This is a genomic window from Natrinema sp. H-ect1 (assembly GCF_041821105.1).
GTDB classification, from domain to species: domain Archaea; phylum Halobacteriota; class Halobacteria; order Halobacteriales; family Natrialbaceae; genus Natrinema; species Natrinema thermotolerans.
This window is the reverse complement of the sequence record NZ_JBGUBA010000009.1, coordinates 22495-47217: the sequence shown is the minus strand read 5'-3', so window position 1 is coordinate 47217 and position 24723 is coordinate 22495. Positions and strand designations below refer to the sequence as shown.

Genomic DNA, 24723 nt, shown 5'->3' with positions numbered 1-24723 from the left:
GCGCATGAGCGACGCCGAGCTCTCCGCGGAAGAGTTGACGCTCCCGATCAAGCGCACCGAGGGGGAAACCCTCGAGGAGCGGTTGACCGACAACGCCTATCACGACATTCTGCCGGCCCGCTATCTCCGCAAGAACGCCGACGGCAACCTCATCGAGGCCCAGGAGGATCTCTTCGACCGCGTTGGCAAGAACATCGCGCTGGCCGAGGCCGTCTACGAAGCCGACAACCGCGATACTGAGATTACGGTTACGCCCGACCAGCTCAAGCCCGACCACCCGCGACGGGACGAACTCGCCGCGGACGTGTTCGGCGCGGGCACCACCGCCGAGGACGATGCCGAAGCCACGCTGTCTATCTACAACGTCAACAAGTTCGCCTACGACACCGTCGTCCCCGAACTCCCCGACGAGATCCGCGACCACGTCGAGGACATCGCCGACGAGTTCCAGGGCATGATGGAAAACCTGGATTTCATGCCGAACTCGCCGACCCTGATGAACGCCGGTGACGAACTCCAGCAGCTCTCGGCGTGTTTCGTCGACTCCCCCGAGGACGACATCGACGATATCCACCAGACCGCCAAGGAAGCCGCACAGGTCTTCCAGAGCGGCGGCGGGATGGGCTATGCCTTCTGGCGGCTCCGGCCCTACGGCGACGCGGTCGGCTCGACCGGCGGCATCGCCAGTGGCCCGATCACGTTCATGCGTACGTACGACCAGATGTGCGAGACGATCGCCCAGGGCGGCGCTCGCCGCGGCGCACAGATGGGCGTCATGCGCGTCTCCCACCCGGACGTCATCCAGTTCATCCACGCCAAGAACAAGGACGTCTCGCTGGCCGAGACGCTGCGGCTGAACGACCCCGACGACTACACGCACACCTCCTTCCAGGATGCCCTCGAGGAGGCCCGCGAACTCATCGACGACGACGGGCGGGTCCCCAAGCACCTCCGGAACGCGGTCGAGGGCCACCTCTCGAACTTCAACATCTCCGTCGGCATCACCGACGACTTCATGGACGCCGTCAAGAACGGCGAGGAGTTCACGTTCACCAACCCCCGAACGGGCGAACCCCACATCGCCACGGCCGAGACGAAGGAACTCTACGAGATGTTCGGCCTCGGCGACCACGTCGAGGTCGGCGAAGAGCTGTCGATCCCGGCCGAAGAACTCTGGGACGACATCGTCGAGGGTGCCCACGAGAACGGCGAACCCGGCGTCGTCTACCTCGAGCGGATCAACAAACAGCACTCCTTCGACGTCGAGAAACACCCCGACCACCGCATCCTCGCGACCAACCCCTGCGGCGAGCAGCCCTTAGAAGAGTACGAGGCCTGTAACCTCGGGCACATCAACCTCTCGACGCTCGCCGACCTGGAGGCCCCCGACTGGCGCGTCTGGTACGACGACCACGGCGACGAGTACGAGTCGCGAGCCGAGGCCGTCGATGCCTTCCTCGAGGAGGCGATCGACTTCGAGGAGTTCGACCGCCGCATCGAGATGGGCACCCGGTTCCTCGAGAACGTCGTCACGATGAGCGACTTCCCGGTCGAGAAGATCGAGCAGAAGGTCCGGGAGATGCGCAAGATCGGCCTGGGCATCATGGGCCTGGCACAGCTGTACATCCAGCTCGGCATGGAGTACGGCAGCGAAACCTCCAACGAGGTCGCGCGCCAGCTGATGCGCCACATTAACCATACCTCGAAGTGGACCTCCCACGAACTCGCCGAAGAACGGGGCAGCTTCGACGAGTGGGACAAATCCAAGTACGCGAACCCGACCGAGTACCGCGAGTGGTTCGAGAAGCAGACCGGCCTCGACGCCGACGACTGGGAAGACGGCTTCGCCATCCGGAACCACAACACGACGACCATCGCACCGACCGGCACGACCTCGATGGTCGGCAACACCACCGGCGGCTGTGAGCCGATCTACAACGTCGCCTACTACAAGAACGTCTCCGACGACGTCCAAGGCGACGAGATGTTGGTCGAGTTCGACGATTACTTCCTCCGCGTTCTCGAGGACAACGACATCGACGTCGACGCGGTCAAAGAAGAGGCCAAAGAGCAGATGGCCACCAACCAGTTCGACGGGGTCGAGGGACTCTCGACGGTGCCCGACGCCATCGGCGAACTGTTCGTCACGACCGGCGACCTCTCGGCGAAGGAACACGCCGGCGTCCAGGTCGCCTGTCAGGAAGGCGTCGACTCCGCGATCTCGAAGACGGTCAACGCGCCAAACGACTCCACGCTCGAGGACGCCAAGGACGTGTTCGAGTACATCTACGAACACGGCGGCAAGGGCGTCACCTACTACCGCGACGGCACCCGCAGCAAGCAGGTGTTGACTACCCGCGCCGACAACGCCGACTTCGCCGACGAGACCGAGGCCGCACAGGCCCTCGTCGAGCAGATCGACGAGATCTTCGGCGGCCTAACGGCGTTCCTCGAGAGCGAGGAAGTCCAGGACGTCCTCGAGGCGGACGTCGGCGGACTCCTCGACGAGGACGGCGAGCCCGTCCAGGTCGACTTCACCGAGAAGCGCGAGCGGCCCGACGCCCTGCAGGGTGTCAGCCAGCGCATCGACACCGGCTACGGGAAGATCTACGTGACGATCAACGAGGATCCCGAGACCGGCCAGCCGTTCGAGCTGTTCGCCAACATCGGCCATTCGGGTGGCTTCACCAACTCCTTCACCGAGGCGCTGGCGAAGGTCATCTCGACCTCGCTGCGCTCCGGTGTCGACCCCGAGGAGATCGTCGACGAACTCTGTGGGACCCGGTCGCCGAAAGTCGCCTGGGACAAGGGCGAACAGATTCAGTCCATTCCGGACGCCATCGGCACCGCGATGCGCCGGTACCTCGAGGGCGAGATCGACAAGCCGTATCCGAAACAGCAGACCCTCGAGGAGTCGGCCGACGCCGAGGTCTACGACGGGCCGAAGACCGACGGCGGGGCGGCCGCCGCGTCCGCGGACGCCGACGACACGACCCAGGACCTCATCGAGGCCGGCGAGTCGCCGGAGTGTCCCGACTGCGGTTCGATGTCGCTGTACTTCTCCGAAGGCTGCAAGACCTGCGAGTCCTGTGGCTGGAGCGAGTGCTGAGCGCTAACTGAGGGTTCGGTTCCGTTTTCGCGGTCGTTTTTTCGGGACAGCGGACGGGAGCGTCACCGCAAACACCACACTTAGCACCGGCCGGCGCGAACGGCGTCGTATGACTGCCGACGCTGGGGACGGCTCCGCCGGTGGTAGGGAGACGGCGGCCTCGAGCGACGGTACCGGCGCGCCGCGGTGTCCCCACTGCGAAGCCCCGATGTACAAGCGCCACTGCAAGTACGTCTGCCCCCAACACGGGGTCATCATCGACTGTAGCGACCCCTTCCGCTGAGCCGTTCTCGTTATATCGAGCCGAACGCCCGACTCGAGACGCAACTCCCGGCGATGAGCGAGTCGCTGCTCGAGAGCGAGTAGCGACGAGCAGCGGTGGGCTGTTCGGTCAGTTGTCCGTCGACTGGCCGTTTCCCGTTCGGAGCGGGTCTCGCGATCGGAGCGTGCGGTAGGCGGGCCCGGCGAGCAAGAGACAGGCCGCGAGAAGGCCGGCCAGCGAAACTGCTAGCCCGGCGTCGCCGATCCCGCCCGCCGTCGCCGTCGCCGCGGAGGCCCCGACGACGACCGCAGCGATCGTCCATGGGAGTTCGCCGACCGCCGTGCCGACGAGAAACCACCGGAGCGAAACGTCGCTGACCGCCGCGGCACACGTCGCCACGTCCGACGGGATCGGGGCCAGCCGCGAGGCGACGACGCCCCGAAGCGGACCCGCGGTCTCGTAGTAACGATCGACGGCGTCGCCGGTGCGCTCGAGGAGTCCGCCCTCGTCCCACCCGTTCGACGCCGTGGGGACATCCTCGGTCGACTCGTCGCCAGCGAGCCAGCCGACGGCGACAAAGATCGGCAGGACGGTGACGACGACGCCTGCGAGTGCGACCGGAACGCCGACGGCGACACCGTACCCGTAGCCGACGACGGCCGCGAGCGGCGTGGTCGGCCACGCGAGCAGGGGCCGCACGAGATAGAGCCCGGCGACGACGAGGCCGAAGGAAAGCGGATCGGCGGCGAGCGAGTCGACGGCCCCGATTGCCGTCGACGGCGAGACGAGCAGACCCGCTGCGACCATGCCGCTGGCCACGACAGCACCTGCGAGCGCACGTGTTCGTCCCGACTGCATCGATCTGAGATTTCGCTCGAGCGTTGAAACCTTTGTGTCTCGCGGGGCGCGGCAAGAATATGCCGCACGTGTTCGCGACCGTGGCGTCTCGGTCGGGGAGTAGTCCGCGAACCTGTCACGCGGGACCGTCGTCCGCGTGTGATCCGGCCGCAGTCGCCGATCCAAAGGAAAGGGCTTTTATAATCACACTGGATACCATTGAGTGCAGACAGAGACCGCGAGCGTGGGTAGCCAAGCCAGGCCAACGGCGCAGCGTTGAGGGCGCTGTCCCGTAGGGGTCCGCCGGTTCGAATCCGGTCCCACGCATCGCACAGGTGGCTGAGCTCCACCCCAAACCGATGCAGGTGATTTCCCTTCGTGGACATCACCCACGCATAATCCTTTCCGACGCTACACCGACGAGCGACAGCAGTACGGAGCCGATGTGACGTGTTCTCGAGGACAGCGGCGACAGCGCTATGAGCGGTTCTACTCGGCTCGATGACAGCGTTCGATACCGGGTTCGGTGTCAAAGCCGTCGTGGCCGTCGCGGAAGGTAACCGCTTTCCCGCTTCGCTCGAACGATCGCACATGGAATACGTCCCTCGAGAGCGCGTGCGCCTGCTCACCGGCGTGTTGAGCGTCGTGTCGCTAGCGGTGGTCTTCGCGGCCGCCGGCGGCCGGATCCCTGCCTCGAGCGTGCCCGCCGCCCCGGAGTGGGTCATCGATGTGATTCCGGCGGTCAACGCCGTGATCAGTGCGGTCGCGATCGGGACGATCGCGGTCGGCTGGCGGGCGATCCGCCGCGGTGCGATCGGCCGGCATCGGGTCGCGATGCTGTCGTCGTTCGGGCTGTTCGTGGCCTTTCTCGCGCTCTATCTCTATCGACTGACGGTGATGGGCGGACCGTCGGACTTCCCGGGGCCGGCGACGATCGAGCAGTTCGTCTACCTGCCGCTGCTGGCGATTCACATCCTGCTGGCGATCGTTTGTATCCCGCTGCTGTACTACGTCCTCCTGCTGGCGGCCTCGCGGCCGGTCGCGGAGATCCCGGCGACGAGCCACGCCCGGATCGGCCGCGTCGCGGCGTCGCTGTGGCTGGTCTCGTTCTCGCTGGGGATCGTCGTCTTCGTGTTACTCCACGTGGTCTACTGACCGGGTCGGATTCAGTCCAGAATGTCACCGACGCGTCGTGGCTCACCCTGCAGGTTCGGCTGTTCGGCGACGATCTGTAACACCTCGTGGTCGGTCACGTCGTAGTAGGACTTCTCGGTGGCTTCCTCGATCAGGTCCTTCTCGAGACGGAACTCGGTGCCTTCGTAGACGACGTCGACGCCCTCGTCGTCGAATGCGAGCGTAGTCATGGCCGAGAGTACGCAGCGGGGGTGTAAAAGCGAGGCGACTGGTCGCGACGGCCGAGCGCCGGGACCGGCAGACGGGCGTCCGACGGACGACTGACGACGCGCGAGGTTTATTAGGTGGTGCCCCCTTTGAGCCCGAGTGTGGCCTTCAGCAGGGACCCGCTCGACGAACTCGTCGTTCCCGACGGGACGGAAGCCCAAGAGCGCGACCTCGTTACCGACGGGGACGTCCTCGTCGGGGCCCGCTCGACCGTCGGGTTCGGCGTGCGCGGCCGGAACGTGCTGGCCGGCGAGTCCGCCGAGTTCGGCGGCGCGATCGAGGCCGACGGCGACTGCCGACTCGACATGTGGTGTGACGTCGCCGAGAACGTCCTGGTCGGCGAGGACGCCTACGTCGGCGAGCGCGTTCACATCGGCGGCAGGCTCAAAGTCGCCGGCGATCTCGACATCGGCGACGACGTCGAGATCGACGAGGGGTTCGAAGCCAACGGCTGGATCGTCATCCGGAACCCGATGCCGACGATCGTCTTCCTGTTCGTCTATCTCAAGCACTTGCTGTTGATCGGCGAGGAAGACACCGCCCAGCGGCTCGTGTCCGAACTCGTCGAGGACGACGACGGCGACTCCGAGGCCGAACCGCTGGTGATCCCCCGGAACGCGACCGTCGGCGACGACGCTTGGCGCGTCTCGACGCCCGCGACGATCGGCGACGACTGCCGACTCCACGGCAACGTCCGTGCCGAACGGATCGCCGTCGGCGCGGACTGCAACATTTTCGGGAGCCTCCGTGCGCGCGGCGACATCGCCGTCGGCGAGGGGACCCGCATCCACGGCGACGTGACCACGCGCGAGGGCGACGTCGACGTCGCCGCCGACGCGCGGGTCCTCGGTGACGTCGTCTGTGCGGACCTCGAACTCGGCCCCGACGCCGAGATCGACGGGACGATCCGCGCTGACGGCGAGATCACGATGCGGACGACCGAGCGCGATCGCGAATGAAGCGGACGGCCGATCGCTCCTCGCAGTACTGATTGTCTCCGCTCGAGCGGACGCTACGGACGGAACCTCGGAGCGTCTCGACGGGCGGCCGACAGCGCCGACCCGCCGATCAGCGCTCTCTATCGGCGATTTTCACCCCTATTCTTAATACTGATACTATGATAGAAGGCCACAGCCATGTCAACAATGGTCATATACCGACGGGGGTATTCATGCGATCGATCGTACTGACGAAAGGCGTCCCCGACTTCTCCGAGGGGGCCGTCTCGTTCGACGAGGAGGGCCACTTAGAGCGGGGGAAGACGCCGACGGTGATGAACCCCAACGACGAGTTCGCGCTGCAGGCCGCGCTCCAGACGAAGATCCGCCACGGCGGCCACGTCAGCGGGATGAGTATGGGGCCGCCGGGGTATGCCGAGGTCCTGCAGGGGGCGATGGAGACGGTCTACACCGACGACAGCTACCTGCTGTCCGACCGTGAGCTTGCAGCCTCCGACACGTGGGCGACGGCGATCACGCTCTCGGCCGGCCTCGAGACCTACCAGGAGGAAGTCGCCGACATCGACATCGTCTTCGCGGGGTTCAAGACGGCCGACGGGGAGACCGGCCAGACCGGCCCACAGACCTGCTGGGCGATGGACTGGCCGATCGTCACCCACGTCGTCGCGCTCGACATCGATCCCGACGAGCGGCTCCTGCGCGCGAAGCGACTCGTCGAGGGCGACGTCGACGAGATCGAGACGGTCGAAGCGCCCCTGCCGTGTTTCGTCGTCACCGATCCCGAGTTCGAGCCGACCTACCGGACGGCGTCCCAGCGGTTGACCCGCAAGCGGCTCCGGGCCGAGACCGAGGAGCGGGCCGCCGACCACGAGGAGTACCTGACGACGTGGGACCACGCCGACCTGAACCTCGATCCCGACTACATCGGGCTCGACGGCTCGCCGACGATCGTCTCCTCGGTGGATCCGATCCCCAAAGCACCCTCCGAGCGCGAGGCGACGATGCTCGATCCCGACGCCGGCGACGGCATGGGCGAGGTACTCGAGGAGATACAACCCTACGCCGCGGAGGCGGGTGATTGAGATGCCGGCCATCGATCCGGACGACCACACGGTAGCGGAACTGACCGACGAACTCGAGACCGTCGACGATGCGGACGAGCTATGGGCGATCCTCGAGGCCGAGCGGGCTGGTCAGGATCGCGACACGGCCCGCGACGCGGTCCACGGCCGGCTCGAGGCGATCGGAGCCGAGAGCGACGGCGTCGAGGCGGGCGCCGAGCCGGAAGACGAGTCGGACGCCGAATCCGACGACGCAGAGACGGATACCGACGAACCCGAGACCGAGGCCGATGAAGACGACGGCCTCTCCCACCCCACCCGCGACAAGCGACACGTCCGGGCGCTCGCGGACGGCGACTACGCCGACATGTGGGTGTTCTGTGAGACCCAGAACGGCGAGTTGCTCGAGGTCTCGAAGGAGATGCTGGGGAAGGCCCGCGAACTGATGGACGACTTCGCCGAGGAGTACGGTGACGAGGCGCGGGTCGTCGCGTTCCTGATGGGCGAGGACTGCGAGGGACTGGCCGAGGAGTCGATCGCCTACGGGGCCGACGTGGCGGTCTATCACGACGACCACAGGTTGGAACGGTTCCTACACAAGCCCTACACCGAGATCGCCTCACACATGGCCCGCGGCGAGGGCTCGATCGAGAGTACCGACTGGCGCGACTACGACAAGCCCCGGTACGTCCTGTTCCCGGCGACGAACAACGGCCGCGACCTCTCGGCGAAGGTCCAGGCCGAACTCGACTCCGGGCTGGCCTCGGACTGTTCGGACCTCTTCATCGAGGAGAACGAGGTCTCGAACCCAGTCAAGACCGGCGAACCGGGCGTGAAAAAGACCTTCGAGAAAGTCCTGCACATGAAGCGGCCGGACTTCTCGGGCTTCGAGTACTCGACGATCCTCTGTCTCGACAACCCGGGCCGGGAGTTTCATCCGCAAGGCTGTTCGGTCATTCCGGGCAGCTTCGAGCCCATGGAGCCCAACCACGACCGCGACGGGCTCGTCGTCGAACACGACATGGAACTGGACGACGACTGGTTCCGCGTCGAGATCACCGAGTACGATCAACTCGAAGCCGGGATCGACCTCACCGGCCACGACGTGATGGTCTGTCTCGGGCGCGGGATCGCGGACGACCCGACCCGCGGGATGGAACTGGGGCTCGAACTGGTCGACGCCTTCGCGGACGCCGAACTCGGCATCACGCGGGGCATCGTCACTTCCTCCTACGAGTTCGAGGGCCACGTCGAGAGCTACGCGACGGAAGAACGCCAAATCGGCGAAACCGGCCAGGTCGTCGCGCCGGACGTCTACATCGCGGCCGGCGTGTCGGGCGCGGTCCAGCACAAGGTCGGCATGGACGAGTCCGACACCATCGTCGCCGTCAACACCGACACCGACGCCCGGATCCGGGACTTCTCGGACTACTTCATCGAAGGCGACCTCTTCGAGGTACTGCCGCGCCTGACCGAGGCCGTCGAGGCCGGTGAGACGGCGCTCGAGGCCGAAGCCGTCGCCGACGGAGGTGAGGACGATGACTGACGAGTACGAACACTACGAGGCGATCGTCGTCGGCTGTGGCCCCGGTGGGGCCGCGGCCGCGGCGCGGCTGGCCGACCACGGCGTCGAGACGCTCGTCTTGGAGCGCGGTACCGAGGCGGGCTCGAAGAACGTCTCCGGCGGCCTGATTTACGGCGAGGAGTCCGCCCCCTACACGCTCGCGGACCTCTTCGATGGCTTCCGCGAAGAAGCGACCGAACGGCCGGTGACGGACTACTACATCCACAACGTGGCCGGCAACAAGGTCAAAACGTACGATCTGACCGACCTCCACGAACACGACACCGACTGGTGTGACGCCGTCCTCCGCCGGGAGATGGACTCGTGGCTCGAGCGCCGCGTCCACGAGAAGACAAGCGAGACGGGCGGCGGCGTGCTGACGAACGTCCGAGTGAACGGCCTGCTCGAGAATGAGGGCGAGATCGTCGGCGTCACCTGCGACGAACTCGAGCCGATCACGGCCGACCTGATCGTGGCGGCCGACGGCGTCAACTCCGAACTCGCTCGCGAGGCGGGACTGATGGACTGGGAGGAGCCCAAAGAGTGGTTCCAGGGGGTCAAGGCCGTCGTCGACGTCGATCCCGACGCGATCGACGACCGCTTCGATATCGGTTCCGACGAGGGCGCTGCCCACCTGTTTTCCGGCGATCTCTTCGACGACGTCCGGGGCGGCGGCTTCCTGTATACCAACGAGGATTCGCTCTCGATCGGGACCGTCTTCCACCTCGATAGCCTCCTCGAGCGGGAGGCCGAACCGCACGAACTGCTCGACGCGTTGCTCACGCATCCGCTGCTCGCCGGCTGGTTCGGCAACGAGTACGACGAACGCGAGTACGCGGCGAAACTCGTCCCCGACTCGAAGAAGGCCGCCCACCGGGAGCCGTACCGCGACCGACTCGTCCTCGTCGGCGACGCCGCCGGCCAGATGCAGGCCCAGGGGCCGATCATCAAGGGGATGAACCACGCCGTCACCGCTGGCGCGCTCGCGGCCGACGCCTTCGCCGTTACTCGGGGCAACGCCGACCCGGCGGCCGCCGGGCGGCGATACACAAAACTGCTCGAGGACTCCGGCACCATGGCCAAGCTCCGGCCCCGACGGTACGACCTCGCCCGGACCGTCGGCGAGCGCGAGGCCGTGACCAGCGCCGTCGAACGCGTCCTCGAGTCGCCACTTGGCTCGCTGGCGGTCGGCAATCCGATCGCGGACCGGCTGCTCGAGCGGGCGTACAACTCGCCGTTGCTGGTGTCGATGTTGCCGGATACGAAGACCGGCTACGTCTCCCTGCCGACGCTGATCGCCGAGGAACACGGCAAGACGATCCACTGGGAGAGCGAGATCGAGCCGCCGACGCTCGAGGAGCGCATCGGCGACCTGACCTACGACACCGACGTGGGCAACCCACACATCGAGTTGCTGGATCAGTCGCTCGACGCCAGCGGCGCGGCCGTCACCGCCTGTCCGGTCAGCGCCGAGGACTTCGGCGGCGGCTGCTACCGCTCGGAGGCGGTCAAGACCAACGGCACCGAGGAGACGCTGGTCAGTCTCGACACCCAGCCCTGCGTCGAGTGTGGCACCTGTGCGGTCGTCGCCGACACGGAGTGGGAACACCCCCGCGGTGGCAAGGGCGTCGAATACAGGGAGGGGTAACGTGAGCCGGTACGGACCGCGGATCGCCGCGCTCGCACGCCGGGCCGAGCGCGAACGGGCAGCGCTCGACGGGGACGACCGTTCCCCGACGGCGTCGAACCGCTCTCCGGCCCCCGGCGATGCCGACGCCTATCTTCGGGATGGCGTGGGCCCGGCCGTCTGGCTCTACGTCGAGGGACGGACTGGCGGCCGCACGGTCCCGTTTACCGAGGCCGAACTGGCTGCCCTCGAGACCGCGATGAACCGCTGGCTCGAGTGTTATACGCGGTGTCACGGCGTCGACCTCGAGGCGGCGTTTACGGTCCGGGAGGCGGCGGAACTACTGCTCGAGACGCGAAACGTCGTCGACACGGCCCAGTTGCTGACCCGCGTTCCGGAACGCGACCGGGCGTCGCCGCCGACCGGGTAGTGACCCGAGCCAGCACTCCCGAACGGGAGCTATAGTAGCCGCTGAAACGATTCACACACTGATCGCAACGCCGTCGTTCGATCAAGTGTGCAATGACTTTCAGTGGCTACTATAGTCGGGAAACAGCCACAAATCCCGCGCAGACCGGCTCGTATATGAGTCCCACGCAGTAGACGGGTATTCGACTATTCCCGTTGAGCGCAAAGTCAGCCCGATGGCACGAGACGATCGGTTATCCCGACGGCGAATGCTTCAGTTGACAGGTGTCGCGGCTTCGACGGCAGTCGTTGCGGGCTGTGGTGGCGGTGGTAACGGTGACGACGGTAACGGCAACGGTAACGGGGGCGGTGGGGGCGAGACGATCGAACCCGGTACCCAGATCGAGTTCGACGGACAGACGGCCGGCTGGGTCGGCATCGCGCCCGACTCGATCGCTGACGAGGAGAACCCGACGATCACCCTCCAGGAGGGGGAAACCTACGAGATCGGCTGGACGACCGGCGACGGCGCCGAACACAACATCGCGATCTACGACGAGAACGACGAGGTCGTCGACGACCTCGCGACCGAGCGGGTCACCGAACCCGAAGACCAGTGGCTCGAGTTCGAGGCCAGCAGCGAGATGGTCACGTACATCTGTGAGGTCCATCCGACGACGATGGTCGCCGATATCGAAGTCGAAAGCGGCGGCGGTGGCGGCGGTAACGGCGGGGCCGAAAACGAAAGCGAGGGCAACGAGTCGATGGGGAACGAGACGGAGGGCAACGAAACGGACGGCAACGAGTCGATGGGGAACGAGACCGAGAGCAACGAGTCCGAGTAACTCGGTTCTCGAGCGGGGCGTTCAGTAGATGAGTTCGTCGTCGTTCTCGACCATGTACAGCGTCCGCGCAGCGATGTTGACCGTGTGGTCACCGACCCGCTCGAGGTCGCGGATCGTCAACAGGAGTCGGGAGACGTCCTGCAGAATGCGCTCGACCTCCTCGGTCGAGTCGAGTTCGCGCTCGATGAGGTCGCGAACGACGATCTCGCTGGCCCGTTCGGCGAACTCGTCGAGATCGTCGTCGCGGCCGGCGAGTTCCCGACAGCGGTCGGTGTCTTCGGTGTCGTAGGCCATCATCGCGTCCTCGAGCATGTCGAGGGTCAGTTCGCCCATCTCCTGGACGTCGACGTCGGGGAACAGGTCCCGCTCGGCGTCCATGGTGTACTCGCCGAGGTTCGTCGCCAGATCGGCGATCCGTTCCAAGTCGGTGATGATCTTGAACGAGGCGGCGATAAAGCGGAGGTCGCTCGCGACCGGCTGCTGCAGCGCGAGCAGGTCGATACAGTCCTGCTCCAGATCGAGGTACATCCGGTTGATCTCGCCGTCGCCCTCGATCACTTCCTGTGCGAGGTCCTCGTCTTTCTGTTCTAACGCGTCCAGTCCCATGCGCAGTCGTTCCATGACGACCTCACTCATGTAGAGGACGTCCTCACGGAGTTCCGTGAGCTTCTCCTGGTAGGATTTCCTGGCCATAGTAGTTAAAGCCCGCCCGTCCTTCATAAATACTGTGTGCGAAGTGCCGCTACGGGTCAGCGGCTGCCGGTCGCGGAGACACTGCGACCGGGTCGGCGATCGTGGACGCGTTACCGGAGCCACTCGAGCGGTGTCGCCGGGAAACGAAGTGGCTCCGGGCGTCGGACGTCGTATTTCATCGCGAGCAAGCCACCGAGGACGACGGTGACCGCGACGGCCGAGACGGCGGCGTTCAGCAGCAGCCAGTCGACTGACGTGCCATACACCGTATCGTCGATGGGGGCAAGCAGCCGGACGCCGCCGCTGACGAGATCGAGCGCGATATGCGAACTGACACCGAGGACGGCGGCCCGCCAGGGGCCGACGGCCGAGAGGACCCCGATCAGGACGAGGCCGCCGAGCAGCGAGTGGGTCAGCGCCCGGTGGCTCCACAGCGCTCCGTGGACGGCACCGAGTTCGACCAGCGGCCGAAAGAGGAACGTGTCGGCGTCCGGAGCGGCGGTGGCGAGCGCGGCCACGAGGTACGGGGCCCCGCGCCGGGATCGGGTGACTAGCATGACTACCGCCAAACCGCACAGGATATGGACCCCGGTTGCGACCATCCCGCTCAGTACTCATGCCGTGTGGGACAATAAGTCACATTCCCAGTACGGAACACACATTCCCGCGTTTGACGGTGTGTCTCGGCCGACTTACTCGCTCGAGTGAGAGCGGTAGCGTCGGATCGAACGCGGTGAGCAACGGGAAACGCCGTCGTCGACCGGTGACACCGACTATCCGAACTTGCCGGTGATGTAGTCCTCGACGCGCTCGTGTTCGGGGTTCTCGAAGATCTTGTCCGTGTCGTCGAACTCGACGAGTTCGCCGCCGGTCAGGAAGACCGCGGTCTTATCGGAGATACGGGCCGCCTGCTGCATGTTGTGCGTGACGATGACGACCGTGTACTCCTCGGCCAGGTCCTCGATCAGGTCCTCGATCTTCGAGGTCGCGACCGGGTCCAGCGCCGAGGCCGGCTCGTCCATCAGGATCACGTCCGGGTCCGGCGCGATCGCCCGCGCGATACAGAGCCGCTGTTGTTGCCCACCCGAGAGGTCCAGCCCGCTCGCGTCCAGTTGGTCCTCGACTTCCTCGAGCAACGCGGCCCGCTCGAGGGCGGTCCGGACCTTCGCGTCGACGTCGCCGTCGTCTTTCCCCTGGACTTTCAGGCCGTAGGCGACGTTGTCGCGGATCGACTTCGGGAACGGGTTCGGCGACTGGAAGACCATGCCGATCTTCCGGCGCAAGGCGACGGGATCGACGTCGTCGTCGTAGACGTTCTTCCCGTCGAAGCGGAGTTCGCCCTCGACGCGGGCGCTGTCGACGAGGTCGTTCATCCGGTTGATACACCGGAGGAACGTCGATTTCCCACAGCCCGACGGGCCGATGACCGCCGTGACCTGCTTTTCGGGGATCTCGATGTCGACGTCGGAGAGCGCCTGTTCCTCCCCGTAGTAGACGTTCAGGTCTCGGGCCTCGAGCAGCGTTCGGTCGGTCGTCGTTTCCCCGCCGGAATCGGCGGTGTCGGTGAGGCCGTCGGTGCCCGGCGTCGGGGCCGGTTGGTCGTCGGTCGGTTCCGTTTCCGAGGAAGTCATCTGTTCGTTAGTCATTGTCAGGTGCGCTGTTGATAGCGGTTGCGGATGATGATCGCGATCGAGTTGATCGTTAACAGGACGACCAGCAGGGTGACGACGCCGGCGGCGACGACGCCGTACTGGAACTCCGTCTGTGGATAGGACGCCCAGTTGTAGATCTGGAGCGGCATGGCGCTGACTTTGCTGAAGAAGCTGTTCGGCAGTCCGAACACCGTCGTCGGCGCGGCGATCATGATCAGCGGTGCCGTCTCGCCGATCGCTCGCCCCAGCGCGAGGATCGTCCCGGTCATGATGCCGGGCATCGCCCGCGGCAGGACGACGTTGCGGATCGTCTGCCACTTCGTCGCGCCCATCCCGTAGGACGCCTGTCGCTGCGAATCGGGGACGGCCCGAATCGCCTCCTGGGCGGAGATGATCACGATCGGCAGGATGAGCAAGGCGATGGTGAACGCGGCCGCCAGTACCGTCCCGTAGCCGATGTTGAACAGGCCCACGAACAGGCCAAGTCCCAACAGGCCGTAGACGACCGAGGGGACGCCCGCGAGGTTCGCGATGTTGAGCTGGATAAAGCGGGTGAGATAGCCGTCATCGGCGTACTCCTCGAGGTAGACCGCGGCGCCGACGCCGAGCGGGAAGGTGACCAGCGCGATCATCAGCATGATCGCGATGGAGCCGACGAGCGCGGGCAGGAATCCGGCCTCGTAGGGGTTGGGGTGTGGCGGGTTCGTGAGGAACTGCCAGTCGAGCCAGCCGACGGCGTCGACGGCGACGTTCAACAGCAACGCCGCGAGCGACACGATGCCGACGAGCGTCGCCGCGAGCGCGAGCAGTCGGAACGCGACGTCTTTCGTCCGGCTGATGCGTCCGAAGCCGTCGGCGGGCGTCTCTCCGGTGTCGGCCGCCATCAGCGATACACCTCCCGATACCGCGACGCGACGAGTTCACTGATCAGGTTCATGACGAAGGTGATGACGAACAGGGTCAGACCGACCGCGAAGAGGCTCTTGTACGCCGGTCCCTGCCCGACGATGTCGCCGGTGCCGATCTGGACCATCGCGGAGGTCATCGGCTGGATCGAGTCGAGGAACATCCCCGCCGGGTCGGTCAGGTCGATCATCCGCGGCGTCTGGCCCGCGGCGATGGCGACGATCATCGTCTCGCCGATCGCCCGCGAGAGCGCGAGGATAAACGAGGAGAAGATCCCCGACAGCGCCGCCGGCACGACGACCGACGTTGAGACGGTAAACTTCGTCGCGCCGAGCCCGTAACTGGCCTGCCGCAGCGAGTCCGGGACGGCGCTCATCGCGTCCTCGCTGATCGAGGACACCATCGGGATGATCATGATACCGACCATGATCGAGGCCGACAGCGCGTTGAACGTCGAGAGATCGACCGGCAAGATCGTGTCGATCGCCGGCGTGACATAGACCAGCGCGAAGTAGCCGTAGACGACCGTCGGGACGCCGGCGAGTACCTCGAGCGCCGGTTTGAGATATGCCCGCTGTCGATCGGAGGCGTACTCGCTGAGATAGATCGCGGTCAACAATCCGATCGGGAGCGCGACCATCGCCGACCCGATCGTGATGACCAGCGTTCCCGAAATCAGCGGGAGGACGCCGAATGCGATCGGTTCGTTCGTCGGACTCCAGCGCGTGCCGGTGAGGAAGTCGACGAGCGGGATCTGTGCGAAGAAGTCGATCGCGTCGAGCAACAGCGTCAGAATGATCGCGACGGTCGTCAGGATCGACAGGAGCGCACACAGCATGAAGAGATAACGAAAGGCGGTGCCCCGTGCCGTGCGGATCCCGTCGTGGGAGAAGTCCGGCTGGCTCATGCCGTTACCTCCTCGATCGCAGCCTCGAGTTTCTCGAGGTTCTCGTCGCGTTTGTCTTCGGTGAGCGGCACGTAGCCGACCTCCGAGACCAAGTCCGTCGCGGCTCGCTTCATGTAGAACCGGACGAAGTCACGGACGGCCGACTTCTCGAGCGACTCCTTGGCGACGTAGATGAACAGGGGTCGCGAGAGGGGCGTGTACTCGCCGTTCATCGCCGTCTCGATCGACGGCTTGACACAGCCGTCACCGTCGTCGACCGAGATCGCCTTGATCGAGTCCGGATTCTCGCTGTAGAACGAGAAGCCGAAGTACCCCATCGCGTACTCCGAGCCCTGCACTCCTTGTACGATCGTTCGGTCGCGCTCGGTCGCGTGGTAATCGCTGCGGTGGTTCGCTTCCTCGCCGATGATGGCCTCGTTGAAGTAGTCGAACGTGCCGGAGGTCGTCGCGGCCCCGTACAGTTCGAACGGTTCGTCGGGCCACTCGTCGTTGATATCGCTCCAGTGGGTCGCGCCGTCAGCACGCCAGATTTCTCGGAGCTGTTCGACGGTAAGACAGTCGATCCAGTCGGCGTTTGGGTTGACGACGACCGTCAGCGCGTCGGTCGCGATCGGAAACTCGATCGGCGTCACATCGTTGTTCCCACACTGTTCAACCTCGGCGTCAGCGATCGTCCGACTCGCGTTGTTAATGTCGGTCCGTCCCGCACAGAAGAAGTTCCCGAACCCACCGCCGGTTCCGGTCTTACTGAGCGAGAGGTTGACGGTCGGATTTTCCTCGGAAAACGAGGAGGCGATCGCCTCGGTCACGGGGAAGACGGTACTGCTCCCCGCGATGTTTACGTTGTTGCCCTCCGCGGCGAAGACACCGGTACAACCGGCCAACCCGCCGGAGAGGCCAACGCCCGCTGCGGCGAGAAAGTCACGCCGACCGAGTCCGGCCGGCAAAGACGCCGTGGAATCTCTCGACATCACCGGATCGAAGTCACAGAGTAGGTAAGTATACTACTATGAGATCTATATAGCACTATGTACTACTGCGGCGATTCACTGGGTCCCAGCCCAGGGCCGGCGACGGCGTCTCGAACGCATACATATGGCAACAGTTGCCACCCACCAATCTAGTGGTGTCTGAAGGTACTTCGGTCCGTCCACTATTCGGCTGAAGACGAGGTGACATATATAGACGAGTCATGCCGAGAACCGAGCGAGAGATGGTGGGCAGTCTCGGGGCCGCTGGTGCCGATGTCGGCGGCGATCCGGTCGGCCGTGGCGTTGTCGCGGTATTCCCCATGAATTCGTTCGAATTGCGCAAACTACGTCAGCAGGGAGCCCACAGCGGACAAAATCAGACGCGACGTGACGTGTCTCTCGGTCGATCGCCGTATAGAGACGACCGTCAGGCAAGCAGCGACGCGTCGTTCTCGAGGGCATACAGCGTTCGAGCGGCGACGTTGACCGCGTGGTCGCCGACGCGTTCGATATCGCGGACGACAACGAGGGTTCGTGAGACGTCCGCGAGAAGGGGGCCGGCGGGGCGACCGCCGCTTCCGGCCCCGGACGATCGGCCCCCGACGCAGTCGTCGGCGTCGCGACGCAACTCGATGAGCCGCCGGACGACGCGCTCGGCGACCGCCACACAGCGGCGATCGAGTTCCGCGTCGCGCTCGGCGACCGCCCGGCAGGCCGCCGGTTCCTCGTCGACGAACGCCTCGACTGCGGTCTCGAGTTGCTCGAGTGCCAGCGCGGCGATTCGCTCGAAGTCCACGTCCGGCAACGCCGGATCCGAGCCGGTTGCGTCGAGCGTGTACTCGGCCAGATTGGTCGCCAGATCGCCCACCCGCTCGAAGTCGGTGACGATCGTGAACGCGGCGACGACGGTCCGGAGGTCACCGGCGACAGGCTGGTACAGCGCCAGCAGGTCGAGACACTCCCGTTCGATTTCGAGATACCGGTCGTTGACCGCGTGGTCCCGCTCGATCACCTCGCGGGCGAGGTCGCGATCGCTCGTAAACAGCGCGGAAAACCCGTCGGCGAGTTGCTCGCGAACGAGATCACCCATCGAGACGACCGTCTCGCGGAGCCGCTCGAGGCGGTGCCGGTAGTCCTCGCGGGTCATCACCCGAACTTGCCGGTGATGTAGTCCTCGACGCGCTCGTGCTCGGGGTTCTGGAAGATCTTGTCCGTGTCGTCGAACTCGACGAGTTCGCCGCCGGTCAGGAAGACCGCGGTCTTATCGGAGATACGGGCCGCCTGCTGCATGTTGTGGGTGACGATGACGACCGTGTACTCCTCGGCCAAGTCCTCGATCAAGTCCTCGATCTTCGAGGTCGCGATCGGATCGAGCGCCGAGGCCGGCTCGTCCATCAGGATCACGTCCGGGTCCGGTGCGATCGCCCGCGCGATACAGAGCCGCTGTTGTTGCCCACCCGAGAGGTCCAGCCCGCTCGAGTCCAACTGGTCCTCGACTTCCTCGAGCAACGCGGCCCGCTCGAGGGCGGTTCGGACCGTCTCGTCGACGTCGACGTCCTTCTCCTGTACGTCCAGTCCGAACGCGACGTTGTCCCGGATCGATTTGGGGAAGGGGTTCGGCGTCTGAAAGACCATCCCGATCTTCCGGCGCAGCGCGACGGGGTCGACGTCGTCGTCGTAGACGTTCTTCCCCTCGAAGCGGAGTTCGCCCTCGACGCGAGCGGCGTCGATGAGGTCGTTCATTCGATTGATGGTGCGCAGGAACGTCGATTTCCCGCAGCCCGATGGACCGATGAGCGCCGTGACGCCGTTTTCGGGGATTTCGATGTCGACGCCCTGTAACGCCTGGGCGTCGTCGTAGAAGACGTCGATATCCCGCGCCTCGATCACCGTATCGGCGCCCGCGGGAACGGAGCCACCCTCGACGTCGAGCGAGGCATCGAGTAGTGATCCGCTTGTCGCCTCTGATCCCGCGGTCGGTTCGGAGACCGCCGTTCCGCTGCTGTTCGTTCGCTGTTCGTCACCGTCGTCGACGTTTCGTGTATCGTTTCGAGTCATTTCAATCGCGCCTCTGGTACTTGTTTCGCAGCAGGATCGCGGTGCCGTTCATCATCAGCAAGACGATGAGCAACACGAGGACCCCGGCCGCGAGGACGCCGTGGTAGAAGTCCGGTTTGGCTAACTGTGCCCACGAGTAGAGCTGTCGCGGCATCGCGCTGAACAGTCCGAAGAACGACGTCGGCGAGATCCGGACGACCGCCGCGACGCCGACCATCAACAACGGTGCCGTTTCGCCGATGGCGCGGCCGAGCGCGAGGATCGTCCCAGTGAGGATCCCGGGCATCGCCCGCGGCAGAACGACGGTCCGGACCGTCTGCCACTTCGTCGCGCCCATCCCGTAGGCCGCCTGTCGCTGGGAGTCGGGTACCCCCCGGATCGCCTCCTGTGCGGAGACGATGACGATCGGGAGGATCAGCAGCGCGACCGTCAATCCGCCGACGACGACGATCCCGGGCTGCAGGGCGCCGGCCTTGACGAACAGCGCCAGGCCGAGCAGTCCGTAGACCACCGACGGGACCCCAGCGAGGTTCGCGATGTTGATCTCGATGAGTTCGACGACCGATCCGAGCAGTCCGCCGCTCGGCGCGTACTCCTCGAGGTAGATCGCCGCGCCGACGCCGACCGGGAACGCCGCGATCGCGACGACGATGATCATCATCACCGACCCGACGAGCGCGGGATAGATGCCGGCCTCCCGCGGTGTCCGACTGTGCGCGGCGGTCAGGAACTCCCAGTCGAGCCAGACGTTCGGGCCGGCGAACCCGGCCGCGTCAACGACGACGGCACAGACGACTACGCCTGCCGCGATGACGAGCGGCAGCGCGAGTCCGGAGACGCCCTCGCCGCCTCTGAAAACCCGTTCGACGTATAGCCCGACGGGAACGCCGACGACCGTCGTCAGGATGAGCCACGTCGTCCAGGAGACGCCCGCGAGCGGCCCGGCGACGACGCCGAGCGCGGCCGCGGCGATCGTGGCCCCGCCGGCGATCGACCCCGCACGCTCGTTCTCGCGGGCGCGACGGACGTACCAGCCGGCCGCTATCCCGACCGGCACCACGAACGTTCCCAGCAGCGACAGGGGTGCCATCGGGAGAACCGGGAGCGACAGGATCAGCGCACGGAGGCTCGGGACGAGTCCGGGAACCCCGACGATCGTCAGTCCGAGAACGACCACGCCGACCGCGGCCCGCTCGAGCGCACCGGCGTCCCGCGTTCGCTCGTGGGCCTCGAGCGCGCCGTAGGCGACGATCGCAGCGATCACGAGCGCGAGCCACTCGTGTGGGCTGACGACATGTCTGAAGACGATACCGACGCCGCCGGCGAGCAGCGCCGCGGCGACGGGCAGTCCGAGCGCCGTGTACGCGACTTCACCCGCCCGTGGATCGGAGCGGTAGTAGTAGAGCGAGAGGACGACCGCCGGGAGCGCGACGGTCGCGACGACCGTCGCCCACCAGGCCGGATCGGCCGTCCCCGGTTCGACCGCGTCGACCGCCACGTAGATGAGAAAGACGAACACGAGGAACAGCGTGAGTACCGTCGCCCCGAGGCAGCTGGCTTTGAACAATAGCCCGCGGAGCTGACTCACTTGTCCGTCCGCGCCGAACCAGGCACCCGTCGACTCGTCGGTCGTCGCCATCAGCGACGCACCCCCGGTGTGGCCGTGGCGTTCGCAGTAATCGTTCGGTTCATTGGTATTCCTCCCTGTATCGAGCGGCGATGCGGTTGCTGAGTAGGTTCATGCTGAACGTAATGGCGAAGAGCGTCAGCCCGATCGCGAACATCGAGTAGTAGCCGGCGGTTCCGCCCGACAGGTCCGTCGTCACCGCCTGCACCATGGCAGCGGTCATCGTCTGCCCGGAATTGAGGAGGTTCGCGAACGGCTGGGACGGGTCGAACATTCGGCCCTGACTGCCGCCGGCGACCACGACGATCATCGTCTCGCCGATCGCCCGCGAGAGCGCCAGAATGTACGAGGAGAAGATCCCCGAGATCGACGCCGGGATGACGATCTTCGTCGAGACCTCGAACTTCGTGGCACCGAGGCCGTATCCCGCCTGGCGTAGCGAGTCCGGCACCGCGCTCATCGCGTCCTCGCTGATCGAGGAGACCATCGGAATGATCATGATTCCGACCATGATCGACGCGGACAGCAGGTTGAACAGGTCCACGTCGAGCCCCAGTTGCTGGAGCCACGGCGTCAGGTACACCAGCGCGAAGAAGCCGTAGACGACGGTCGGGATCCCCGCGAGGATCTCGAGGGCCGGTTTCAGCACCGATCGCATCCGATCGCTCGCGTACTCGCTCAGATAGACCGCGGCCGCCGTGCCGATCGGGATCGCGACGAGCGCCGAGACGATCGTCACGGTCAGTGTGGCAGACACCAGCGGCAGGATACCGAGAATCGGATTTTCGCTCCGCAGAACCCACTCCGTGCCAGTGAAGAAGGCGAGGGGGTCGACGCGGCTAAAGAACTCGACGGCGTCGATCGCCAGCGTAGCGACGATACTGAGCGTCACGAAGACCGTCAGTGCCGCACAGCAGAACAACAACCCGTGGTACAACCGCTCCTTTGCAATTCGTCCGTTCGCCGATCGTGTGAGATCGGCTTCCATTGATGTGTCACTCATTTTCTATTCGGTTTCCCCGAAAAATCGGTCGGCGTTCGCGTTACTCGCCCGCTGCGTCCTCGAGCGCGCTCATGTTCTCATCGACCATGTCCTGGTTCGACGGGACGTAGCCGACGTCGTCGGCGATCCAGTCGGCACTCGAGTTCTCGAGGTAGTAGTTGACGAACTCGTAGACCGGATCACGCTGGAGTGCGCCCTCGGCGGGGTAGATGAACAGCGGTCGGGCCAGCGGGTACGAACCGTCCTGGGCCGCCGACAGGCTCGGCGCGGTCGGCTCGTCGCTTTCGCTCTCCGCGATCGAGAGGGCCTTGACGCGGTCCTTGTTTTCGCTGTAGTAGGCGTAGCCGAAGTACCCCATCGCGTACTGGCTGTTCTCGAGGCCCTGAATGATGGTGTTGTCGTCCTCGGTGCCCTCGTACTCAGTCCGGTGGCCGCCGCCGTTGACGTTCTCGCTGAACCAGTCGTAGGTCCCTGAGGTGGTGTCGGGGCCGTAGAGCTCGAGTTCTTCGTCGGGCCAGTCGGAGTTGATATCGGACCACGTGGTAGCGCTGTCGTCGCCCCAGATCTGCGCCAGCTCGTCGAAGGTCATGCTGTCGACCCAGTCGTTGTCGGGGCTGACCGCAACCGTGAGCGCGTCGCCCGCGATGTGCATCTCGATCGGTGTGACGTCGTTGTCGGCGCAGTGACTCTGCTCCGCTTCCTTGATCGGGCGCGATGCGCCGTTGATGTCGGCGTCACCGGGACAGAAGTGGTTCTCGAAGCCGCCACCGCTGCCGGTCGGGTCGACCGTGACGTTGACCTTCGGGTTCTCCTCCATGAACCGTTCGGCCATCGCGTCGGAGATGGGGAAGACGGTACTCGACCCCTTGACGATGACTTCCCCCGAGAGTTCGTCGTCGCCGTTCCCGCTGCTCGTGTCGCTGCACCCTGCGATCACGGCCGTCCCGGCGGCGCCGGTTGCGGCGATGAACTTCCGTCGCGATACTGCGTCGCGTCCGAACTGGTTGTCTGCCATCACGTGAGTGATTCGAAGGGGTATAAAAAAGGGATGCTATGAATCATATATATGCGTCAGTGATCACATATCTCTATATAGTCCTATTTCGTCGGCAGCGGGAGGGTCGGAGCGCGGTGTCGAGGCGGCGAACCGCAGTCGATCACGTCATCGACCGATCGCAGCCATCGACGCGAATTCGTCGCTGCGGGCATATGGACCGGGAGAATAGCAGTCCAGGATTCGTCGGGCGACGGTCGGTGTGACGGCCCGCTGGGACCACCGCGATCGACTCGTGTCCCCACCGATCCCACCGACCTGCTCGAGGGTACGCCGCTCACGGAGCGACGACCCGGCTGCCACCTGTATCTATATACTGATCTCGTTCACTACCGGGTAGTCCCGTTCGTGTTCATATGCCGTTCGTATTCCGGGATTAGGCGGCGCTGAATCGCCGTTCTATGGGGCCACCAACGGCGCTCTATAGACCCGCGTATATTTATGCCCGAGCGGCCGAAGCCCACCGTATGGAGACGCGAAAGGTCCAGGTGACCGGCGGCTCGACGTACACGGTCTCGCTCCCCAAAACGTGGGCGACGGAAAACGACGTCAGCGCCGGGACGACCGTCGAGTTCTACCCCGAAGACGACGCGCTCTTGTTGACCCCTCAGAGCGACACCGAACGACAGGAGGGGAGCCTCGACATTTCGAGTCTCGAGGGCGAGCGGCTGACCCGGGCCGTGATGACGATGTACGTCAGCGGCTTCGACATCATCAGGCTCGAGGCCGGTCGGATCACGACCGACCAGCGGCGGGCGATCCGGGACGCCACGCAGGGGCTGGTCGGCGTCGAGGTTTTGGAGGAGACGACCGACAGCGTGGTCATTCAGGACCTGCTCGACTCCTCGGAACTCTCGATCGTCAACGCCGTCACGCGCATGCGCCTGATCGCCCAATCGATGCTCGAGGACGCTGTACGCGCGCTGATCGAGGACGACGACGACATCGCCCACGACGTCATCGAACGCGACGACGACGTCGACCGGCTCTGGCTGGTCGTCTCGCGGATCTTCCGTGCCACCCTGCGATCGCCGCGGGCCGCCGAGGAACTCGGCGTCCCCCGCGAGGACTGCTTCGACTTCCACTCGAGCGCCCGGCAACTCGAGCGCGTCGCCGACCACGCGGCCAAGATCAGCAACATCGCGCTCAAACTCGGTGAGATCCCCGAACCGGTCGCCGAGGCGCTCGAGGAACTGCGAACCGACGCCGCGACGGTGTTGGAGAAGGCGATGGACGCGCTGTTCGCCGAGGGAACCGAGGAGGCGAACCGATTGGGTCACGACGCCCGCGAGGCCGTCCTCGAGATCGACGAACACACCCGACAGATCGACGACATGCTACGGGACCTCGAGCCGGTACAGGCCCAGTCGCTGGGGCTGATCGTCGACTCGCTGTCCCGGAGCGCCGACTACGGCGGGAACATCGCCGAGACGGCGCTGCAGAAGGCCGCACCCCGGCCCTGACGGTTCGCTCGTATCGACTGCTATCGTTCCAAGAGTCGGTGAGAGTCGTTCTGGTGATCGAGCAAAGTGAGCAGTAGATGAGAATGGACCGGAGGAAGTCTCCTGCTATCGTGGCAACAGGGAGTAGCCACGCCCTCCCCAGCCGATTGCTGCTCACGGGTGCGTAGCACCCGTTCGCATGGTTCGCGGGACCGGAGGTCCCGCGTAACGTTCGCTCCTTCCAGTCGCTCACTCATCCCTCGCACAGTGTCGTCGACCGACCTCACTGGCGTTCGGCGGCCGACAGCGCGCGCCACCGCACGCCAGTTGATCGGCC

Annotated in this window: 23 protein-coding genes and 1 tRNA gene; 11 read left to right on the top strand and 13 right to left on the bottom strand. The window is 65.4% G+C overall.

Annotation, left to right across the window (positions count from 1 at the left end; genetic code table 11):
* Positions 1-4 precede the first annotated feature (4 nt).
* Positions 5-3109, top strand: coding sequence for an adenosylcobalamin-dependent ribonucleoside-diphosphate reductase (locus ACERIM_RS15625; protein ID WP_373633395.1), 3105 nt, complete (start codon positions 5-7; stop codon positions 3107-3109).
* Between the two features lie 109 nt (positions 3110-3218).
* Positions 3219-3392 (top strand): HVO_2523 family zinc finger protein, encoded by a 174-nt coding sequence (locus tag ACERIM_RS15620; protein WP_373633394.1) that lies wholly within the window; start codon positions 3219-3221, stop codon positions 3390-3392.
* 108 nt (positions 3393-3500) lie between these two features.
* Here the strand turns inward: ACERIM_RS15620 and ACERIM_RS15615 are convergent, their stop codons facing one another.
* Positions 3501-4229 carry a TVP38/TMEM64 family protein gene (locus ACERIM_RS15615; RefSeq protein ID WP_373633393.1) on the bottom strand — a complete coding sequence of 243 codons (729 nt, stop codon included), beginning with the start codon at positions 4227-4229 and terminating at the stop codon, positions 3501-3503.
* 221 nt (positions 4230-4450) lie between these two features.
* Between ACERIM_RS15615 and ACERIM_RS15610 the strand changes: the two genes are divergently transcribed.
* Positions 4451-4535 (top strand) — tRNA-Leu (locus ACERIM_RS15610).
* Between the two features lie 264 nt (positions 4536-4799).
* Positions 4800-5363, top strand: a complete 564-nt coding sequence (locus ACERIM_RS15605) for a DUF420 domain-containing protein (protein WP_006649327.1) — start codon at positions 4800-4802, stop codon at positions 5361-5363.
* Between the two features lie 11 nt (positions 5364-5374).
* Here the strand turns inward: ACERIM_RS15605 and ACERIM_RS15600 are convergent, their stop codons facing one another.
* A complete protein-coding gene (locus ACERIM_RS15600; RefSeq protein ID WP_006179753.1) occupies positions 5375-5572 on the bottom strand; it encodes a DUF5800 family protein in 198 nt (65 codons plus the stop codon).
* Positions 5573-5710: 138 nt separating this feature from the next.
* Here ACERIM_RS15600 and ACERIM_RS15595 point away from each other — a divergent pair, with 138 nt between their 5' ends.
* From ACERIM_RS15595 to ACERIM_RS15570, 6 genes are all read left to right on the top strand, one after another.
* Positions 5711-6568: a polymer-forming cytoskeletal protein gene (locus ACERIM_RS15595; RefSeq protein ID WP_006649326.1), complete on the top strand. Its 858-nt coding sequence runs from the start codon at positions 5711-5713 to the stop codon at positions 6566-6568.
* A 212-nt stretch (positions 6569-6780) separates the two neighbouring features.
* On the top strand, positions 6781-7650 hold the full coding sequence (locus ACERIM_RS15590) for an electron transfer flavoprotein subunit beta/FixA family protein (protein WP_373633392.1): 870 nt from the start codon (positions 6781-6783) through the stop codon (positions 7648-7650).
* Position 7651: 1 nt separating this feature from the next.
* Positions 7652-9175 carry an FAD-binding protein gene (locus tag ACERIM_RS15585; RefSeq protein WP_373633391.1) on the top strand — a complete coding sequence of 508 codons (1524 nt, stop codon included), beginning with the start codon at positions 7652-7654 and terminating at the stop codon, positions 9173-9175.
* Complete coding sequence (locus tag ACERIM_RS15580) at positions 9168-10841, top strand: FAD-dependent monooxygenase (RefSeq protein ID WP_373633390.1); 1674 nt, start codon at positions 9168-9170, stop codon at positions 10839-10841. Before ACERIM_RS15585 ends, ACERIM_RS15580 begins: the two co-directional genes overlap by 8 nt.
* A 1-nt stretch (position 10842) precedes the next feature.
* A complete protein-coding gene (locus ACERIM_RS15575; protein ID WP_006649322.1) occupies positions 10843-11250 on the top strand; it encodes a hypothetical protein in 408 nt (135 codons plus the stop codon).
* Positions 11251-11497: 247 nt separating this feature from the next.
* Positions 11498-12073, top strand: a complete 576-nt coding sequence (locus tag ACERIM_RS15570) for a hypothetical protein (RefSeq protein ID WP_373633389.1) — start codon at positions 11498-11500, stop codon at positions 12071-12073.
* A gap of 21 nt (positions 12074-12094) precedes the next feature.
* On the opposite strand, the gene phoU (ACERIM_RS15565) is transcribed toward ACERIM_RS15570, so the two are convergent.
* The 11 genes from phoU (ACERIM_RS15565) to ACERIM_RS15515 form a co-directional block, all read right to left on the bottom strand.
* A complete protein-coding gene (phoU, locus tag ACERIM_RS15565) occupies positions 12095-12766 on the bottom strand; it encodes a phosphate signaling complex protein PhoU (protein WP_006649475.1) in 672 nt (223 codons plus the stop codon).
* Between the two features lie 110 nt (positions 12767-12876).
* The gene (locus ACERIM_RS15560) at positions 12877-13368 is read right to left on the bottom strand and encodes a metal-dependent hydrolase (RefSeq protein ID WP_049905673.1); all 492 of its coding nucleotides are present in this window, start codon (positions 13366-13368) and stop codon (positions 12877-12879) included.
* A gap of 171 nt (positions 13369-13539) precedes the next feature.
* Positions 13540-14412, bottom strand: coding sequence for a phosphate ABC transporter ATP-binding protein PstB (pstB, locus tag ACERIM_RS15555; RefSeq protein ID WP_049905674.1), 873 nt, complete (start codon positions 14410-14412; stop codon positions 13540-13542).
* A 2-nt stretch (positions 14413-14414) separates the two neighbouring features.
* Positions 14415-15302 (bottom strand): phosphate ABC transporter permease PstA, encoded by an 888-nt coding sequence (pstA, locus tag ACERIM_RS15550; RefSeq protein WP_006649478.1) that lies wholly within the window; start codon positions 15300-15302, stop codon positions 14415-14417.
* The gene (gene pstC, locus ACERIM_RS15545) at positions 15302-16231 is read right to left on the bottom strand and encodes a phosphate ABC transporter permease subunit PstC (protein WP_006649479.1); all 930 of its coding nucleotides are present in this window, start codon (positions 16229-16231) and stop codon (positions 15302-15304) included. Before pstC (ACERIM_RS15545) ends, pstA (ACERIM_RS15550) begins: the two co-directional genes overlap by 1 nt.
* On the bottom strand, positions 16228-17202 hold the full coding sequence (locus ACERIM_RS15540) for a PstS family phosphate ABC transporter substrate-binding protein (RefSeq protein ID WP_049905684.1): 975 nt from the start codon (positions 17200-17202) through the stop codon (positions 16228-16230). The genes pstC (ACERIM_RS15545) and ACERIM_RS15540 overlap by 4 nt, the downstream gene beginning before the upstream one ends.
* Before the next feature lie 427 nt (positions 17203-17629).
* Positions 17630-18349: a phosphate signaling complex protein PhoU gene (gene phoU, locus ACERIM_RS15535; protein ID WP_373633388.1), complete on the bottom strand. Its 720-nt coding sequence runs from the start codon at positions 18347-18349 to the stop codon at positions 17630-17632.
* Positions 18349-19260: a phosphate ABC transporter ATP-binding protein PstB gene (pstB, locus tag ACERIM_RS15530; RefSeq protein ID WP_373633387.1), complete on the bottom strand. Its 912-nt coding sequence runs from the start codon at positions 19258-19260 to the stop codon at positions 18349-18351. The genes phoU (ACERIM_RS15535) and pstB (ACERIM_RS15530) overlap by 1 nt, the downstream gene beginning before the upstream one ends.
* 1 nt (position 19261) lies before the next feature.
* Complete coding sequence (gene pstA / locus ACERIM_RS15525; protein ID WP_373633386.1) at positions 19262-20899, bottom strand: phosphate ABC transporter permease PstA; 1638 nt, start codon at positions 20897-20899, stop codon at positions 19262-19264.
* A gap of 49 nt (positions 20900-20948) precedes the next feature.
* Entirely contained in the window at positions 20949-21890 is a 942-nt protein-coding gene (gene pstC / locus ACERIM_RS15520) for a phosphate ABC transporter permease subunit PstC (RefSeq protein WP_049966241.1), read from the bottom strand.
* Positions 21891-21930: 40 nt separating this feature from the next.
* Complete coding sequence (locus ACERIM_RS15515; RefSeq protein WP_049966240.1) at positions 21931-22905, bottom strand: PstS family phosphate ABC transporter substrate-binding protein; 975 nt, start codon at positions 22903-22905, stop codon at positions 21931-21933.
* 506 nt (positions 22906-23411) lie between these two features.
* On the opposite strand from ACERIM_RS15515, the gene ACERIM_RS15510 reads away from it, so the two are divergent.
* A complete protein-coding gene (locus tag ACERIM_RS15510) occupies positions 23412-24407 on the top strand; it encodes a phosphate uptake regulator PhoU (protein ID WP_006649488.1) in 996 nt (331 codons plus the stop codon).
* The last annotated feature ends 316 nt before the right edge of the window (positions 24408-24723 follow it).